This is a genomic window from Niallia sp. Marseille-Q9988, assembly GCF_976954375.1.
Window position 1 is genome coordinate 80474 of the sequence record NZ_CDRJSZ010000010.1, and the last position, 19096, is coordinate 99569.

Below are 19096 nucleotides of genomic sequence, written 5' to 3' on the forward strand. Positions count from 1 at the left end.
TTGGGAAATGGGGCAGAGGGGACACAGGCGAATAGCCTTTTGAAAGGTTATTTACAGAAATCCCAATACCCCATACAATAAAGATAAGCGCTTACGTCTATACATCGTACAAGAGACTGCCAAGATAAAACATGGCAAAATCAAAGCTATCTATAGCAAAAACAAATGATTTTAAAAACGAGGGGAAGAAAGAAAGTTGCGAGAATATATCCATACATTTGGCAGCAACCATCAAAAAGAAGGCGAAGATCTTGTCTTATATAATTGCGGATTAGAAGACTGTCAGAAAGGACATTATTTCGGACCTCTATCCAGAGATTTTCATATCATTCATTTCGTTACAGAGGGAGAGGGGACACTCACCATTGATCATATCACCTATTCAGTAGGCAAAAATCAAGCTTTCCTCATTCCCGCCAATAAAGTAGCCAAATACGAAGCATCCAAGACAAATCCATGGAAATATTACTGGTTCGGCTTTATGGGAATCAAAGCAAGGGAGTATATTTATCAAATCATGAACACGAGAGAAACACCTGTCATTCTTGATATCGAGGATCTATCTGCCTTTCAAGAAACAATTCAAACAATGGTAGACATTGGCGAAAGCGGCATTTCGCTAAAGAACCACTTTATTATCCAAGGCTATATGTACCATCTCCTCGCAGCCTTAGTGGAGACAGCAAAGCCACTTGCACAACAAACAACAGCAGAAGCTTATATCTACCAAGCCCAAACCTATATCAACAAAAATTTCGCCCAACCAATCCAAATAGCCACAATCGCAAACAAGCTCGGCCTTCATCCCAATTACTTAACAGCACTATTTAAAAAGCATACAAGCACCACACCAAAGGAATATTTAATGAAAGTACGCATGGCAAAAGCAGCAGATTTCCTATTACATACCAATTATCAAATGAAAATCATCGCCAGATCCGTTGGCTATGCAGATTCCCTTGCCTTTTCGAAGGCGTTTCGGAAGTATTATGGGGTGTCGCCGAAGGAATATCGGTGTCAATAACGGTGTCTGTCAATATCGGTGTCAGGCACCATAAAAAGACAAACTTTAAGAAAAGTACATTTGGGAAGGACAGTTTATATGGAATTTCCTTAAATTCCTTCTACCTATGTCGCAACAACCCGATGCAAAAACAGAAAAATAACAAATAAACGATAGCATCGCGGTAGATTAGCTAAAATTAGTAGAATGAGAAGTGGATGCAGAAAGTGAATCAGAAAAAAACATGGAAAATAAGCCGAATTGCAAATAATGATCCAAACAAAGAAGGTAAATGAAATGATCCCAACCACAAATATATCAGCCAAACAGGAAAGGAAATCAGCCAAACCACAAATATATCAGCCAAACACCCACCCACAAACCAAAAAAAGACAAGGCACACCAGCGCCTTGTCTTCTGCTCCCAAAACCAAACCATCATTCCCCAGCCATCAGCTTTTTCCCTTCCTCTTTCTCTGGCAAATAAATCTGCTGACTAGGCAATGCGATTTCTATTCCGTGTTTCTCTAAAATATTTAATATTTGTAAATTCGTATCTTCCTTCACTTCTAAAAACTCTGACCAAACGGTAGTTTTCGAGAAGAAATAGATGAAGACACCTAAACTGTAATCTCGGAATTCCGTGAATCGCACCATGATGACATCTTTATGTACACCTTGGTGTGCATGAAGCATTTCTTCTATTTCTCTTAAAGCGACCCGTAATTTCTCATTTGGCGTGCGATAGGAGAGCGCTAATTCATAGCTGATTTGTCGCTTCGCCATTTTAGACCAGTTTGTGATCGCTTCATTGGAAAGCTTTGAGTTAGGAACGGTCACAATCGAATCAGCAAATGTGCGGATTTGCGTACTGCGGAATGTGATATCCTCGACTGTTCCTTCCACTGAAGGAGATTGAATCCAGTCTCCCTTGGAAAATGGCTTTTCCGTAATAATTACAACACCGCCGAAGAAGTTAGCCACAGTATCCTGTGCTGCTAAGGAGAAGGCAAGACCAGCAACCCCGAGACCAGCAACGAAGGCACCAATTTGAATATCCCAAATGTCCAATATGCTAACAGCAGTAAAGATAACAACAAGCATCCGGAATACCTTCCCTAAGAAAGGAATCAGCATGCTATCAGCATCTAGCTTTGTTCGCGACACCAGTCGTTCAAAAGGATTCGATTGATTGGAAAAATACTGAAAGATTCCCCAGCCGATTAATCCGATAATAAAGGACTTATATATCTGTTGCACAAAGTAGAAAGTAGTAATCGGAAATGGCAAATAAGTTAAAGCCAAGTAAGTTCCGATAATGACCCAGAACCAACGAAGTGGTTTTTCAAACGCTAATAATACTTTGGAAACCGTAGCTACTGGTAATTTCTTTACCATTCCTAACACTAACTTGAAAATATAGGTCGTAAATAGCTTTCTAAACCCTAAAAAAACAAGAAAGATTAGCAAGGCAATCCCAATATCCATCCAGTTAAACCGCTCAAAAGCAGCGATAAATCGCTCCCATTGCGACCATACTTGTAAATCCCCCATCTAAATCACCTCGAAAAACATTATAGCATAGGAATGGGCAAACCCAAGCAACTCACAAAAAGAGTAAATAAAATGTAATATGACAAGCCTATCCATAGAAAAAAGGATCAGCATTCCTGCTAATCCTTGATTAAAGTTAAAATCTTTCAAAATACTCTTCGATGCCATCTGCAATTGCTTTTGCTAATTTATTCTGATAGCTGCTCGTTACAAGCTTTTTACGCTCAGCCGTATTATTAATAAATCCAAGCTCCAGTAAAGTAGCTGGTACTGCTGTTTCTCGTAAAACAGCAAGTGTTTCACCATCAATGCCACGATTAGTGGCATCTGTTGCGCTAATCATTTCATTCTGTATCAAATCCGCTAGCAATGTGCTTTTCATCACGCGGTTTGGATCATTATGCTTATCGCTATTGATGACAGAAGGATAGGCTGGATTATATTTGTAGTAATACGATTCGATTCCAGACGCTGTTGTCGAACCAGATCCAGTTGAATTATGATGGATGCTCACAAAGATGTCTGGATTAAGCTCATTGGCTTTTTTGGAACGGTCTAGTAAAGAAAGATAGGTGTCAGATGTTCGAGACATATAGACAATATAGCCACGGTCTTTCAATAACTTTTCCACTTTCTTCGCAACTGCTAAATTCAAGCCAGCTTCTGTATACCCACCAGCCATTGCACCTGGATCAGATCCGCCATGTCCTGGATCTAAGAAAACAGATTTTGCCTTTTTAAATGCTTTTGTTGCACTCACAGATGAGCCACTACCTTTTGGAACAAGCTTGATTTGAATGGCTTCTAATCGCTTAGACAATCCTTCTGTTCCAGCTTTCATTCCATTTTTCGCCCATCCAAGCCAGCCATAGCTTTGGGCATGAACACGGTAGTAAACATCGAAATATTTCGCCATATCACCAGTTAAACTAATTTTTATTGCTTCCATTCGTTTACTTTTTCCAACCGTACCAGAGATATCTCCGTTAGAAGAGTTCGTTACCCACCCTGTGCCTTGTATATGAGTAGAGTAAACAATATCTCCGCTAAATGCGGTATTCGCTAAATCAATTTTAATCGCTTCTAATCGCTTTGATTGTCCTGTTGTGCCACTTGAAGCACCATTTGTGACATTAGATAGCCATCCTTTGCTTTGTACATGCGTACTGTATGTGACAGTTGGCTTCTTCACGAAGGATGTACTTGTCGAACCAGGAGCCTTTGCCCCTTTCTCCACTAAGACAATCTCAATCGCTTCGAGACGCTTCGAAAGACCTTCCGTACCAGCAGATGCGCCGTTTTTCGCCCATCCAAGCCATCCGTAGCTTTGGGCATGAACACGGTAGTAAATATCATAGTGTTTCGCCATATCGCCAGTTAGATTTATACGGATACCTTCCAGACGCTTGCTTTGTCCAGAAGTTCCAGATAGCTGACCGTTTGATACAGCATTTTGCCAGCCGATGTTTTGCACATGGGTGGAATACTCGATATTTCCACTGTATGGCTTATTTTCTAAATCTATTTTAATGCCTTCTAGTCGTTTTGATTGCTCAGAAGTTCCGCTCATTTCTCCATCTGCAACATTAGGCTGCCAGCCGATTGTTTGAACATGTGTGGAATATGTAACAGATGGTTTGGTAATAAAGGATTTATCGGTAGAACCAGGAGCCTTTGCGCCTTTTTCTACTAATTTAATCTCAACAGCTTCTACTTGTTTGGAAAGACCTTCCGTACCAGCAGATGCGCCATTTTTTGCCCATCCAAGCCAGCCAAATGTTTGTACATGTAGGCGATAATAAATATCATAATGTTTCGCCATCTCACCTGTTAGCTCTATCTGGATAGCTTCCATCCGCTTATTCTCACCAGGTGCACCGCTGATTGCGCCATCCTTCTCCTCTGCCATCCAGCCATAGCCTTGAACATGCGTCTTATAGGTTACGCCACCAGAGTAAGTTGCATTTTCGATGAAAATTTTCACTGCTTCTAATCGCTTCGCTTGTCCGCTTGTTCCAGACAGTTCTCCGTCTTTAACGGGAAGTTGCCATTTGATTCCTTCTACATAGCTTGAATAGTTAATAGAAGGATTCACGACAGCTGCTTTCAGAGCACGAGAAGCTTCTGCTTTTGGCATGACAGTAGTCGGTTCCTCTTTCGATTTGCTCTCCTCTGTTTCCGCCTTTTCTAAGGAAGCATCTTGATCTTTCTCTTGTTCCACCTTATCTTCTGTTGGCAGTTCTTCAGAAACTTCTTCACTAGGAGTCGCCGTTTCTTCTGCATCTTCAGAAGAAGAAGGGTCTGTTACAAGGTTTAAAGCATCATATTCTTCCTTCGTAATCACCGTTTTTTGCTGATTTTCGTCAGTAGAATAGTAGGTTAAACCTTGATTGTGAACGATTGTACCATATTCATCCACTGTCTTTATTTCTTCTATAGAAGTACCATTATCATTTTCAGTCACCACAGTAGTTTGATCTGTGAATGTAACCGGTTCTACTTGTTCCGCTTTATAGGATTCAGAGGGTGCTATTCGATAAAGAATACTATCTTCATCAGAAATCGAAAGCTGTTCCCGCTCTTCTCCAACATTCATGGAAAAAACTTCATGATCACCTAATCTATCTGATAGATAACCTTGAACGGATGTCTGTGTGTCATCTGTCCAGCCATTTAGGTGTAAAACCACATCCTTATTTAGACTAATATCTTGTTTTTCGCCATTATAGTAGATGAAATAATAACTCGGAGCAATATCTAACTCATCGGTATCCCCGTTTTCCGTGGCATAGCCGACATTTAAGTTAGTAGGAAACACCAAACTAAATACCATTACAGCAATTAATAATAAAACTTTATTCCTCATCACCAAAACCCTTCTTCATTTTTTTGCAGAATATATCTGTATAACACTACTATTCTAGCATAATTCTGGCAGAAAAAAGTACTATTTTCCTACTAAATTATGGTAATTTTTAATTATAAATGTATAAATAAGAAAAAAGACCTATCGATTAAATTGCATAATATGGGAAATTTGATTCCCGAAGACAAAGAGAATTAGGCAAATCAAACAAATAAAGTGATAAAACAGTTGAAAAAAGGAATGCCTTTACCTTTTTATTATTCAACTATATATAATAGAAGAAACTAGGTAACGCTTACATAAAAACACATCGAAAAATCGTATTTACGAATATTCAGTAAATATGATAAGATAATCGTACGTTATATAGAACGACTAAACAAAAAAATAAGCGAGTACTACTCGCTTATTTAGGACATTATATACATACTTACTGTGAAATGAGCTTATCAGCTAAATATTCGCTCCAAACTTCAAACCCTTGTTCATTCGCAATCGATTTATCGCCATCTAGTTCCTTGTAATAATCTTTAACCTTTTCATCCTTATGATCTGGCCAAGCTTCCCAATGGTTCCAATAGGGAATTTCTTCAGCTTCGGCATATTTCTCTAAATCACTGACTTGCATAGGATAAAGGTTGGCTTCATATAATGGATGTGCTGGCATTAAAACGAACGTAACATCAGGCAACGAATCCTTGGTTTCTTTAATGACCTTATTGATATTTGTTAATGTTGTAGAAATATTTACTGCTTTGTCATTATCATGTAATAAGAATGGCTCAAAGATAACCATATCTGGTTTCTTGTCAATTAGAGATTCATACTCTTCGTCATTTACATAATCGGATGTTGTTCCGTCATAAGCAATACTGTCGATGGTTACATATTGATCATACTTACTAGCCAATGCTTCTTTTAAAGGAGTAAGTAAACCAGACTCTTGATCGCCAATCGCATCTGAGCCGACTAGTAAAATATGAAAGGACTTTTTGTCTGATAATTTCGCTTCTAATACTTGTTGCGCTTGTTCTGGCCAAGATTTAGCAAAGCCCATATAGTAATCAAGGCTAAAGTAGCTCTCTGAATTAGAACTTTTTTCTTGGGAAACCGTTGAATCATGTGTATCGTGAATCGGTGATAAAGGACTATCTCCCCGAATATTCCAATGAATATTTCCAATAATAAGAACCACAACAAGAACAATAGAAAGAATAGATAGAATAGCTGCTTTCATTTCAACCTCCAGGAATTCAGTATAATCGTTTTATTTAAGTATACCGATAATTTACAGGTATGTAGGTAACTTCTCCCTTTTATAAAAAAGAGATAGGAAAAATGTCAATTAATTGGTATAGTAATAAACGTAGTAATTCAAATCTATTAAAATTATGACAAGAAATGACAATATATGCAATGATATATGATATAATATTTTTAGTTTTTTATATTTTTCTAGGAGGAAGTCATGGAAGAAACGATTAGTCTAAAAGAATTATTCGACACACTTAAGAAACGATTTGCCCTTATTATCTCCATCACTTTAATCGCAATGATTGTAAGTGGGATAGTAAGTTATTTCATCATTACACCGGAGTATAAATCTTCAACACAAATTCTTGTCAACCAAAAGAAAGAGGAATCATCAGCTGTTATTAATTCAGGTGAAGTACAGGCAAACGTGCAAATGATTAGCACATATAGTGTGATTCTAAAAAGTGCGGCTATCTTAAATATTGTAAAAGAAGAATTGAATTTAGATATGAGTGTTCCAGAATTAAATGAAAAAATTTCCGTGGAAAGTGCGCAAAATTCGCAGGTAATGACTCTATCTGTTACGGACCCTGATCCAACAGTAGCTTTGCAAATTGCCAATAAAACGGCAGAAGTGTTCGAAAAAGAAATTAAAAATATTATGTCCATTGACAATGTGACAGTATTGCCACTTGCAGAGGATCAAGAAAATCAAGCACCAATCAGTCCAAATCCACCACTTAACATTGCGATTGCAGCGGTAGTAGGGTTAATGATTGGAGTCGGTTTAGCCTTTTTACTAGAATACTTAGATAATACAGTGAAAACAGAACAAGATATTGAGAAACTACTAGATTTACCAGTATTAGGCGCCATTACAACCATTGATGAAAGCCATGAAGCGAAGCTAAGAGGCAGTCAAAAAGGAAGAAGTAGGGGGGATTTACTTGGCAGCAAGTAAGAGAAGCAAAAAAGGCGGTTTAGCCTTAAATAGAAGAAAACTTATTACAAAGTATGATCCGAGATCTCCTATTTCTGAGCAATATCGAACAATCCGTACAAACATTCTTTATTCAAGTATTGATGAAGAGATACGATCTATCTTAGTGACATCTTCTGGACCAGGAGAAGGAAAATCGACAACGACAGCCAACTTAGCGATTGTTTTTGCTCAACAAGGAAAAACAGTTCTGCTTGTTGATGCTGATTTACGTAAACCAACTGTTCATTACACATTTAACTTGAATAATACATCAGGTTTAACATCAGTCTTAACTAATCAGTTAGGGTTAATGGAAGCTGTTCATGAAAATGAAGAGAAGAATCTGTATGTTTTACCTAGTGGTCCAATCCCACCAAATCCTTCTGAGCTATTGGGATCCCGTGCGATGAATCATTTCTTAGAGAGAGCACTAGAAGAGTTTGATATTATTCTATTTGATACACCACCAGTATTAGCCGTTACAGATGCACAAGTGCTCGCTAATCTTTGTCATGGAAGTATATTAGTAGTTAGTAGTGGAAAAACGGATAAAGAAGAGGTTTTGAAAACAAAAGAAAAGCTTTCAGCAACTTCAGGGAAAGTATTAGGAGTTGTCCTTAATAATAAAAAAGCGGACAAAAAAGGTGACTATTATTACTATGGAACAAATTAACAAGTAAGTAGACGAGATTCGACAATCTTCGCTATTTACGAATCAATAGTTCAATGTTACTATTTTTGAAGTGTTATCGGAAAATAATAATAGATTACTAAAAATAGAGAGGTGTAGCTTGATGATTGATATTCACTGTCATATATTACCTGGGGTTGATGATGGAGCAGCGACAATAGAAGATAGCGTAGTGATGGCAAGAGCGGCTGTTCAAGAAGGAATAACAACAATAATTGCTACACCTCATCATAAGAATAACCAGTTCAGTAATCCGAAATCTTCTATTCTTACAAAAGTAAATGACTTAAACACCGTTTTAAAACAAGAAAATATTCCTCTTACGATACTTCCAGGACAGGAAGTAAGAATTTATGGAGAAGTGTTAGAAGATTATTTTAAGGAAGAAATTCTCACACTTAATCATACAAAATACCTTTTCATTGAGTTTCCCTCTTCCTCTGTACCACGATATGCAGAGAGATTGCTGTATGAACTGCAAACAGAGGGAATCATTCCAATTATTGTTCATCCAGAGAGAAATAAAGAATTGCAGGAGAAACCTGATCTTCTTTATCAGTTTGTGAAAAATGGAGCCTTGACACAAGTGACGGCTTCTAGTGTGGCTGGTTATTTCGGGAAGAATGTAAAGAAGTTTTCGGAGCAGTTGATTGAGAGTAATTTGACTCACTTCTTAGCCTCAGATGCTCATAATGTCCATAATCGTAGTTTTAAAATGATGGAAGGATTAGATATAGTGGAAGAGAACTTTGGAGTGGATTATGTTTATCTTTTTAAAGAGAATGCAGAGTTGCTTTTGGAAGATAAGAATGTGATGAAGGAAATTCCTGAACGGATACAGAGAAAGAAGTTTTTAGGGATATTCTAATAAGGTAGTTTACTAGATAACTAACGATAGAATGTAATAATCAATATATTTTATCGTTAGTTATCTGAAGGATACATATAGATAGAAAATAAGTAGACTTGAAAAATTAAGGGAAGATAGGTGGTATGGTGATGTCTGAGTTTTATAAGGATCAATCTCTGTATTTGGAAAAGAAAAAGAATATATCTGTAAATACAGCTCGTAGTTACCTTGTAATGAAAAGAGCGATAGACATCATTGGTTCATTTTGTGGATTGGTTGTATTAAGCTTCTGTTTTGTTATTATTGCTTTTCTTATCAAAATTGAGGATCCGAAAGGGAAAGTATTTTTTAAACAATTAAGAGTTGGGAAAAATGGAAGAAAATTTTACATGTATAAATTCCGATCAATGGCCTCAGATGCAGAAGAGCGACTGAAAGAATTATTAGTACTTAACGAAGTTTCTGGTGCTATGTTTAAGATGAAGGATGATCCAAGAGTAACAAAAGTGGGGAAATTTATTAGGAAAACTAGTATTGATGAATTGCCACAGTTGTTTAATGTCTTAAAAGGAGATATGAGTTTAGTTGGACCACGACCACCTCTTCCAAGAGAAGTTGAAGAGTATTCAGCTTATGACAAACAAAGGTTATTAGTAACTCCGGGTTGTACAGGGCTTTGGCAGGTGAGTGGAAGAAGTAATATAGGATTTGAAGAAATGGTAGAATTAGATTTGTATTATATTAAGGAAAGATCGATATTTTTTGATTGTAAGATTATGTTGAAAACCGTATTGGTATTATTTGGATCGAAAGATGCGTACTAATTATCTAGTACAGTTTTTTATATAAAGGAGTAGAAAGAAAATCAAACGTTTTGAGGGTATTTCCAATAAGAATATAATATTAGGTTTATTAATAGTAGTTTTAATATTATTTATTAGTAATGTACCACCAATTGAAGCTACACCAATCTTTAAATTGGTCGATACGCCAATAGGAATAATTTCTATACCAAGATTCTTATTACTAGTTTCTTTAATAACAAGTTTAATATTAATTGTTAAATATTCAAATAGTATTTATTTGAACAAATCAGATATTATTATGTATTTCTTTTTAATTTTAGTAGTTGTTAACTATAGTCAACTATCTAGTGCTTTTTATTTTTGTTTAATAATAATTGGTGGTTATATAGTAGGTAGAATATTGAAATTGTTAGATAAAAAAGTTGTTTTAATTAATGCTATTAAAGTTGCAGGGATTATACAAGTAGTATTGGTTTTATATTCAATGTATATTAATCCATTTGATTTTACTGCGATTGAAGGAAGAGATGTTTTCAAATCACTAAGTAATAAGATTGAATCATCTAGTTCTATTCGCGCTGCAGGAACTATTGGGCATCCAGTTGTTTTAGGGGCTGTTCTAGTACCTTCTTTACTATGTTGGTTTGCAGCTTTAATTAATGAAAAGAAGAAGTCACTTAAAATTTTATACCTTATTGTTTTCTTTAGTACACTTTATTGTATCATAATAACTTTTTCAAGAGGATCATGGATAGCAATTTTTATAGTAATGATTTATTTGTTATATAAAAAAAATCACTTGAGAAAAATGAAAACATGGATAATAATGTTCTGTTCTTTGATAATCTTGTCAGTTACTCCTTTCGGGATGAAATTAATTGAGAGAGTATCTTCATTATCTAATACATCAGATGGTTCAGTTTCTCATAGGATGTATATGTATTATTGGTCATTTGAAGAAATAACCAGGAATCCATGGACTTTTCTATTTGGAAATGGAATTGGAAGTACAGAAAAATTATTGATTAATAACCCGCCTCCAGACTATTTTTTAGTTGTGGATAATACATTTTTAACATTTATGGTAGAGATGGGCATTATAGGTATTATCTTATTATTTTTTATTTTAAAAAAAATTATTTTTGCAAGACGGAATATAAGTATTTTTAACTATATAATTATTGCATGGAGTATTATTGGTTTTACTTTTGATTTATATTATTGGGAACAAATTTCAATATTGTATTGGATACTTGTTGGATATGAAAGTACAAGTATAAATAGTGTGAAAAAGGAAGGAGTTTGAAATGGGATATAATATATTGTTTTTCCCTTGGAGAGACTGGAATTCTATGAAAAGAGAGGGATTTAGAACCAGGGAAGCAAATTTATTGAAAGCAATGATAGATAATCCAAACATAGATAAAATTTTATGTGTAAATAGATCTAAGGTTCCTTCCTATATTAAAGGTTTAATAAATTTGAAAAATGGAGGTGCTTATGATGCACCATCTTATTCAGAAAATAAAGAGGAAATTATATATAGTAACCATTTTTCAAAAATGATAAAAATAAGTGAGAAATTATATATCTTAGATATTGATTATCATTTGCCTAATCCCAAGGGAAACAGATTGGAAAGATTCCGTTTTTTGGAAGAAAATTACAAAAACAAATAGAGAAAGCTTTGAATTTTTTAAGTCTTGATAATTACTTGACCTGGTGTTTTGATTTAACCAGAATAGAAATTGCTAATCACTTCAAAAATAAACTTTTGATTTTCGATGCGATTGATAATTTACTTGAACATGATCAAAACAAAAGTGATACAAAATATTTAGCGCATATGTATAAAACAGCTAATGATAATGCACAACTTATCTTTACAGTTTCGAAGGATTTGAGAAATAAACTGTTCATAAATCATAATAATGCTTATTATATTCCTAATGCAATAAATATTAGAGAGTATCAAGAAATTCATCATAAAAGCGATTATTACAGACCAAGTGATTTACCAAATGGTCCATTGGTAGGGTATATAGGTTTAATGCAAGAGAGAGTAAATATTGATATTTTAAAAGAATGTATTGAAAAGAACCCTTTAATAAATTTCGTATTTGTGGGACCGATATTATCAAAAAAATATTTTCAGCCAATTAAGCATTACCAAAATGTATATTTCTTGGGCGCTAAACATCATTCGCATATTCCTAAGTATTTAATCCATTTCGATATTTGTTTAATTCCACATAAAGTTAACAAGTTTACGAAATCAATGAACCCATTAAAACTATATGAATATTTGGCTGCAGGAAAAGAAGTAATTACTACGTCAGTACCTCCTTCTTCTGATTTTAAAAATGTTATCCATATTAGTGATGATAAAAAAGAATTTTCAAAAAAAATATCTGAATGTATTAAAACACCATATTTGAAATTTAGCAAAGAGGAAATAATGAATTCAGTTAAAAATGAAGACTGGAATATTAGATTATCTGAGATGCTAAAACATGTAGAAAAACAATTATTGAGATAGGGGTTAGCTATGGAACAAGGTGGTAACGTTATTGTTGTAACTGTAACTTACGGAAATCGTATTAACCTTCTGGATGAAGTGATTTCTGTATTGAGAAGTGACAATTATATAAATGAAATAATTGTTATAAATAATGGTTCATCGACAGACTTAAAAAAGTATTTTGAGACAAATTCAAAAGTAAGGGTTGTTGATTTGTTAAATAATACTGGTTCTGCTAATGGGTTTAATGTTGGAATAGAAATGGCTAGAGCAAATTCAAACTGTGAATATATTTGGTTATTAGACGACGATAATAAACCAGAGAATAATGCTTTAGAATTATTAATATCTTATTATAATGATTTTAAGGAAAAGTATAAAAAAATGAATTTTCGTTACTTTCTTTAAGAGAAGATAGGAAAGAATATATACTTGCTTCAAAATTTAGAGATTCGAGTAAATATTTTCCATCGAATAATAGTTTTTTAGGCATTCATTTTAAAGATTTAATCAAGAAAGTAATAAATAGAATTCATAAAAAGAATGTATTTGTAGAAAAAGAACACTTAAATATAGTAGATGTTCCTTTAGCTCCATATGGTGGTTTTTTCTTCCATAAAGACCTTGTAGATGAAATCGGTTTGCCAAATAAAGAATTTTATTTGTATTCTGATGATTATGAATTTAGTTATAGAGTAACTAAACGGCGAGGAAAAATATTCCTTGTACCTGAAAGTAAAATATCTGATATTGATAAAACTTGGTTTAATAAAGACAATAGTGGTTTCTTATTATCTCTATTTAAGAGTAAATCAGATTTTAGAATATTTTATAGTATTAGAAACAGGGTTTATTTTGAAAAGAAAGATTTGGTGAATAATAAATTCATTTATATTCTCAATAAAATTTTCTTCCTTTTAATTATCTCTATACTAGCGATAATTTATAAAAATTCAACTAGAAGAGATCTGATTATTAAAGCGATTAAACTAGGAGAAGAAGGCAAATTAGGAGAAATAAAAAAAGGGCTGGGATTGACCGATGAGTAGTACAAATCTAGTAGATAAAATGACGAATAGGTATAGTAGAGATGCACTTACATATTTACCTGCAATCTTAATTCCAGCTATCATGAATGTTTTATCAGTAATGATTTTTACACGTTTATTTTCTACTGCTGATTTTGGACTCTATAATTTAGTATTAACAACTACTCAATTATTATCTATGGTTATGTCCCAATGGATAATGCAATCAATTCAATATTATCGACCAAAGTATGTTCATAACAATATGATTTCTTATTTTAATGCTAATTTATATCAAATGTTAATTTTGGTTTCAGTGATAATAATAGCTTTTTCAATTTTAATATATTTTATAATTAATCTTTTTTTTAACCACATGCCTATAGAGAGGTTCAGTACTATATTTTGGATTTCTGTATTTTTAGTAATATTGCAAGGGCTTTTAAAAATTGGTTTAGTGTTGTTCCAATCAGAGTTGAAGGTTAATAAGTTTCGATATTATCAATTAATTAACTCAATAATTAAGTTTGGTATGTCTTTAATACTAATATTCTTTGTGTTTAAAGACATTATTAGTATTTTTATTGGAACAATTATTTCTATTATTCTAATCATTTATCCTATTTTTAAAGAGACAGGTATTATTCAATCTAAAAATACTATAAAGTATTTAAACCAAAATTTTAAAGATTTTTTTAAAGATTTCTTCAAATATGGTTTTCCCATGATCGGTTGGTTTTTAGGAACTTCTTTATTAAATTTAGTAGATAAATATATGATTGGATACTATAGAGGTAATATTGAAGTTGGAATTTATTCAGCAAATACATCAATTGTATTTTTTGGGGTGGGTCTACTTAGTGGTCCGTTATTAAACGCTGCACACCCTATCATAATGAATGCGGTAAGTGAAAATGGGATAAATAAAGAGGTTTTTCAAAGTACTATAAGTAATTTTTCAAGATTATTTTTGCTTACTATGATGCCTTTAGCATTTTTTATTTCCATATTTCGAGTAGAAATAGCTACAGTATTATTAGGGGAAGATTATAGAAGTGGAGCATTTATTATTCCAATTATATTATTTGGTTTTTTAATATGGCATTTTTCATTGTATGGTCATAAGGTTCATGAAATACATGGTAAAACAAAACAAATGGTTTGGTATGTGGTTGTAGCTGTAATAGTTAATATTGCATTTAATATTCTTCTTATACCTAAGTATGGATATATTGGAGCGTCAATTGCCACATTCCTAGGTTATATAGCATATCCAATTGCAATTTATATTTCCTCATATAAATTAATATTATGGAGAATACCTTGGAAATCTTTATTTAAAATTTTGCTTGCTTCCATACTTAGTGCTTTACTAACTATTCAAACTATTGATGTAACGAATTTACATAATTTGTACTTCGTTCTAATAGTTGGTTTTGTTTGTTTTATAATACTATATATTGTTTTGATTACTGTTCTAAAAGAGTTTAGTAAAAATGAAATGGATAAACTGTACAAACCTTTAAAAAAATTATTAAATAAGTAGGGTGATTTAATTTTGTATAATGTATTTGTTATTGGGTCAAAAGGAATTCCTGCTAAATATGGCGGATTTGAAACGTTTGTTGAAAATTTAACAAGTAAAAGAGTAAATGAAGACATACGATATCATATATCTTGTTTAAGTAATGAAAGTAATAAGGAATTTTATTACAATAATTCACGTTGTTTTAACGTGCGTGTACCGAATATAGGAAGTGCTGGTGCAGTTTTGTATGATTTACTAAGTCTAAGAGAAGCGATTAAATACATTAGAATGAACAGACTAGAAAATACAATAATATATATATTAACTTGTAGAATAGGTCCTTTTTTGAAATTGTTTAAAAAACAAATAGAAGATTTGGGAATAAAATTGGTTACAAACCCTGATGGGAATGAATGGAAAAGAAGTAAGTGGAACGCATTAATCAAGAAATATTGGAAAAATTCTGAAAAAAATACTATAAAATACGTTGATTATGTAATTTGCGATTCAAAAAGTATAGAGAAATATATAAAAAAGGAATATAGTAAATTCAATCCGAATACTGAATTTATTCCTTATGGAGCTGATATTAAACCCTCCATTCTTAAAAATGATTCTAAGGAATTATTGTCGTTTTATAATAAAAATAATATCAGGTTAAAAGAGTATTATTTAATAGTCGGACGATTTGTTCAGAAAATAACTATGAACTTATGATTAAAGAATTTATTAAATCTAATACTACTAAAGATTTAGTAATAATTACTAATGTGGAAGAAAATAAATATTACAAAGAATTAGTTCAAAGTACCAATTTTAAAAATGATAATAGAATAAAGTTTGTTGGTACAATTTATAATGATGAGTTACTTAAAAAGATAAGAGAAAATGCATTTGGATATCTTCATGGCCATGAAGTAGGAGGGACAAACCCCTCTTTACTCGAAGCATTAGCAAGTACTGACATAAATTTGTTGCTAAATGTTAATTTTAATCGTGAAGTAGGGGAGGAGGCTGCCATTTATTTCACTAAAAAGGAAGGCGATTTTTGTGAAGTATTGAATAATTTGGAAGGGGTATCCTCGGATGATGTTGAAACTCTATCTAAAAAAGCTAAAAAGAGAATTATCGATGATTATTCTTGGGATGACATTATTAAAAGATACGAATCTGCATTTTATAAGGTAGTAAAAGAAAAAATATAAAACAAGGATTGAAGTTAATGTTAACAAAAGTTATCAATAGAATTAAACTTGTAATTTTTAGAGATTTATTTATTAATACAATAGCGTCTTCCGTTCTAGTGCCTAGAACTATCCGATCGCAAATATATAGAATTTATGGAGTAGAAATAAATACGAAATATATTCAAGCAAAATGTTTTCTTGGTGGAAATAACATTAAAATAGGTAGAGGTACTACTGTAAATTATCAGTGCTTTTTTGATAATAATGGATTAATAGAAATAGGCGAAAATTGTGATATTGCAATGCAGGTATCTATGATAACTTCAACTCATGAAATTGGTAATTCAGTTCGAAGAGCTGGACAGACATATGGAAAAGATATAAGAATTGAGGATGGTTGTTGGATTGGTGCGAGAGTAATAATTCAACCAGGAGTAACAATTGGTAAAGGGTGTGTAATAGCTGCGGGTTCAGTTGTTACAAAAAACTGTTCTCCTAATGGTTTATATGCAGGGGTGCCTGCAAAAAGAATTAGAGAGTTAAATTAAGTAGAATGCAATAATTTAAGAATGGGAGAATTTATGAGTGGATATAATTTCAAAAAAAGTGTTAGTCGGTATCAATTTATAATAATTCTTCTATTGCTAATTTTCGCAGTGTTTACTTTTTACAAGTATATATCTTTTGATGATAATAATTCTGATTTTTTATTAAATGTAATTAATTACGGTGCAGATCCAACAGGAAAAAAAGATAGTTCGAGTTCTATCCAAAAGGCTATTGATGAGGCCTCAACTAAGGGAGGAATTGTTGTTTTTCCCCCTGGTGAATATTTAATTAATAAAACATTGAATATAATTCACCCAGAGCAAAAAGCAGTAAAATTATTAGGGCTTAGTGCAAATAACTCCTATTATGGGATTGATACCAAAGATACTAGAAGTGTAACGCTTACGAGAAAGAAAAATACCAATCATGATTTAATTCTTGCTGAGGGCCGTGGTTTAACTATAGAAAATATTGTCTTTGATGGTAAAGGTTCTAGAGGTAATGGATTAATTATAGAACGTGGATTCGAATTAAGAATAAAAAATTGTCATTTTTATAATATACAGGGTTATGCAATTAAAGGTTATTCGTTACAAAATGCAACAATCGAGGATAATCATTTTAATAAATCTGGATCGGATTACGCTCCTGTCTTATATTTAGGTGGAAATCAGAATGGGGTTAGTAATACTGTTAATATAAACAATAATCATTTTGAACGAAATTTTGGAACTGATGTTTCAATCGCTACTAGCGATGATGAGTTTGATTATGCAGAATTTATTTTTTTCTCCGGTGCTCATTTTGAATCTACAGATGATACAGGAGGTATAATCAAGAGTAAACCGTTGTTAGAGATAGGCAAAGTGAGAGGAGTAGAGATTATAAATTCATTTTTTTATGGTGGAAATGCTCCTCATATACAGACCGTGGATGATTTTGCGAAAGGTATTTCAATATCCAATACATTTTTTTTAGGCGACAGAACTATAGGCTATGTTTGGCAAGCTAAAACAAAATATAAAAAAGGTGATTTCATAATACCATCTAATAGAAATGGTTATATATATATAGCAAAAAATACAGGCGTTAGTGGTACAAAAGAACCCAATTTTATAACAACAGATAATATATATGATAATACGGTAATGTGGGATGTATATTCACCTACAATAAATAATGAGCAGAATGTAGGTAATAAAGATGCTCCAAATATATTAGTTGAACTTAATAAGGGGCAAGGTATTTCTATAATAGGATGCCAGTTTAGTAACGCTAATAAAGAGTATATTTATGTTGATCCAAAAGTAAAACAGTTTTACTCAATAGGAAATACATTTTTAAAAGAAACAGATTAAACAAATTAGAATTTGAAAGGAATGAAATTATGAAAGGCATAATTTTAGCAGGTGGAAGTGGTACTAGACTATATCCATTGACTTTAGTGACAAGTAAACAATTACTTCCTATAAATGACAAACCAATGATTTATTATCCACTCTCTACATTAATGTTAGCGGGAATTAAAGACATCTTGATTATATCTACACCAGAGGATACGCCTCGATTTGAAGCATTGTTTGGTGATGGCTCCCAATTCGGGATTAACTTGCAATATAAAGCTCAGCCAAAGCCAGAAGGGCTTGCACAGGCTTTTATTATTGGAGAAGAATTCATCGGGAATGATTCTGTTGCAATGATATTAGGAGATAATATCTATTATGGTAGTGGAATGAGAAAAATTCTGCAACATGCCGCTCAAAAAGAGAGAGGGGCAACGGTATTTGGCTACCATGTTCAAGATCCAGAGCGTTTTGGGGTAGTGGAATTTAATGCAGATGGAAAAGTCTTGAGTGTGGAAGAAAAACCGGAAGCGCCTAAGTCTAATTACGCAATAACAGGGTTGTATTTCTATGACAATCGTGTGGTAGAGATTGCAAAAAATGTGGAGCCTTCCCATCGTGGGGAGTTAGAGATTACGTCTATTAATGAAGCTTATTTGCGACTTGGAGAATTAGAAGTAGAATTACTTGGTAGAGGATTCACTTGGTTAGATACGGGAACCCATCAAAGTTTATTAGAGGCATCTAATTTTGTTCGTACAGTTGAAGATCACCAAGGAATTAAAATTGCTGCACCAGAGGAAATTGGCTATATTAATGGCTGGATTACGAATGATTCTCTAATCGAACAAGGTAATCTCTATTCCAAAACAGGATACGGTCAATATTTATTAAAAGTGGCAAAAGGCGATATTAAATATTAAGTAAATTTGAGG

Annotated in this window: 19 protein-coding genes; 16 read left to right on the forward strand and 3 right to left on the reverse strand. The window is 33.0% G+C overall.

The genetic code is table 11. From position 1 onward, the window contains the following. Window positions 1-196 precede the first annotated feature (196 nt). Complete coding sequence (locus tag ACWNMZ_RS18060; RefSeq protein ID WP_449598713.1) at window positions 197-1024, forward strand: AraC family transcriptional regulator; 828 nt, start codon at window positions 197-199, stop codon at window positions 1022-1024. Window positions 1025-1440: 416 nt separating this feature from the next. Here the strand turns inward: ACWNMZ_RS18060 and ACWNMZ_RS18065 are convergent, their stop codons facing one another. The 3 genes from ACWNMZ_RS18065 to ACWNMZ_RS18075 form a co-directional block, all read right to left on the reverse strand. Then, complete coding sequence (locus tag ACWNMZ_RS18065; RefSeq protein WP_449598714.1) at window positions 1441-2556, reverse strand: mechanosensitive ion channel family protein; 1116 nt, start codon at window positions 2554-2556, stop codon at window positions 1441-1443. Window positions 2557-2692: 136 nt separating this feature from the next. Then, window positions 2693-5422, reverse strand: a complete 2730-nt coding sequence (locus ACWNMZ_RS18070) for an N-acetylmuramoyl-L-alanine amidase (RefSeq protein ID WP_449598715.1) — start codon at window positions 5420-5422, stop codon at window positions 2693-2695. Window positions 5423-5852: 430 nt separating this feature from the next. Then, complete coding sequence (locus ACWNMZ_RS18075; protein WP_449598716.1) at window positions 5853-6659, reverse strand: hypothetical protein; 807 nt, start codon at window positions 6657-6659, stop codon at window positions 5853-5855. Window positions 6660-6890: 231 nt separating this feature from the next. Between ACWNMZ_RS18075 and ACWNMZ_RS18080 the strand changes: the two genes are divergently transcribed. From ACWNMZ_RS18080 to rfbA, 15 genes are all read left to right on the forward strand, one after another. Continuing rightward, window positions 6891-7637: a YveK family protein gene (locus ACWNMZ_RS18080; RefSeq protein WP_449598717.1), complete on the forward strand. Its 747-nt coding sequence runs from the start codon at window positions 6891-6893 to the stop codon at window positions 7635-7637. Further along, window positions 7624-8331, forward strand: a complete 708-nt coding sequence (locus ACWNMZ_RS18085) for a CpsD/CapB family tyrosine-protein kinase (protein ID WP_449598718.1) — start codon at window positions 7624-7626, stop codon at window positions 8329-8331. The genes ACWNMZ_RS18080 and ACWNMZ_RS18085 overlap by 14 nt, the downstream gene beginning before the upstream one ends. Window positions 8332-8452: 121 nt before the next feature. Further along, the gene (locus tag ACWNMZ_RS18090) at window positions 8453-9217 is read left to right on the forward strand and encodes a tyrosine-protein phosphatase (protein WP_449598719.1); all 765 of its coding nucleotides are present in this window, start codon (window positions 8453-8455) and stop codon (window positions 9215-9217) included. Between the two features lie 131 nt (window positions 9218-9348). Then, window positions 9349-10023 carry a sugar transferase gene (locus ACWNMZ_RS18095; RefSeq protein ID WP_449598720.1) on the forward strand — a complete coding sequence of 225 codons (675 nt, stop codon included), beginning with the start codon at window positions 9349-9351 and terminating at the stop codon, window positions 10021-10023. 154 nt (window positions 10024-10177) lie between these two features. Next, window positions 10178-11311: an O-antigen ligase family protein gene (locus tag ACWNMZ_RS18100; RefSeq protein ID WP_449598721.1), complete on the forward strand. Its 1134-nt coding sequence runs from the start codon at window positions 10178-10180 to the stop codon at window positions 11309-11311. Window position 11312: 1 nt separating this feature from the next. Next, entirely contained in the window at window positions 11313-11684 is a 372-nt protein-coding gene (locus tag ACWNMZ_RS18105) for a hypothetical protein (protein WP_449598722.1), read from the forward strand. An 8-nt stretch (window positions 11685-11692) separates the two neighbouring features. Further along, window positions 11693-12544 carry a glycosyltransferase gene (locus ACWNMZ_RS18110; RefSeq protein WP_449598723.1) on the forward strand — a complete coding sequence of 284 codons (852 nt, stop codon included), beginning with the start codon at window positions 11693-11695 and terminating at the stop codon, window positions 12542-12544. Between the two features lie 9 nt (window positions 12545-12553). Next, window positions 12554-12934, forward strand: coding sequence for a glycosyltransferase (locus ACWNMZ_RS18115; protein ID WP_449598724.1), 381 nt, complete (start codon window positions 12554-12556; stop codon window positions 12932-12934). 233 nt (window positions 12935-13167) lie between these two features. After that, on the forward strand, window positions 13168-13575 hold the full coding sequence (locus tag ACWNMZ_RS18120) for a hypothetical protein (RefSeq protein ID WP_449598725.1): 408 nt from the start codon (window positions 13168-13170) through the stop codon (window positions 13573-13575). Then, window positions 13568-15100 (forward strand): oligosaccharide flippase family protein, encoded by a 1533-nt coding sequence (locus ACWNMZ_RS18125; protein WP_449598726.1) that lies wholly within the window; start codon window positions 13568-13570, stop codon window positions 15098-15100. Before ACWNMZ_RS18120 ends, ACWNMZ_RS18125 begins: the two co-directional genes overlap by 8 nt. A gap of 12 nt (window positions 15101-15112) precedes the next feature. Beyond that, window positions 15113-15799: a DUF1972 domain-containing protein gene (locus ACWNMZ_RS18130; RefSeq protein WP_449598727.1), complete on the forward strand. Its 687-nt coding sequence runs from the start codon at window positions 15113-15115 to the stop codon at window positions 15797-15799. Further along, window positions 15796-16287: a hypothetical protein gene (locus ACWNMZ_RS18135; RefSeq protein ID WP_449598728.1), complete on the forward strand. Its 492-nt coding sequence runs from the start codon at window positions 15796-15798 to the stop codon at window positions 16285-16287. The genes ACWNMZ_RS18130 and ACWNMZ_RS18135 overlap by 4 nt, the downstream gene beginning before the upstream one ends. 17 nt (window positions 16288-16304) lie before the next feature. Continuing rightward, complete coding sequence (locus tag ACWNMZ_RS18140) at window positions 16305-16817, forward strand: acyltransferase (RefSeq protein WP_449598729.1); 513 nt, start codon at window positions 16305-16307, stop codon at window positions 16815-16817. A 33-nt stretch (window positions 16818-16850) separates the two neighbouring features. Continuing rightward, window positions 16851-18176 carry a glycosyl hydrolase family 28-related protein gene (locus tag ACWNMZ_RS18145; protein ID WP_449598730.1) on the forward strand — a complete coding sequence of 442 codons (1326 nt, stop codon included), beginning with the start codon at window positions 16851-16853 and terminating at the stop codon, window positions 18174-18176. 29 nt (window positions 18177-18205) lie between these two features. Then, entirely contained in the window at window positions 18206-19084 is an 879-nt protein-coding gene (rfbA, locus tag ACWNMZ_RS18150) for a glucose-1-phosphate thymidylyltransferase RfbA (RefSeq protein ID WP_449598731.1), read from the forward strand. Window positions 19085-19096 lie beyond the last annotated feature (12 nt).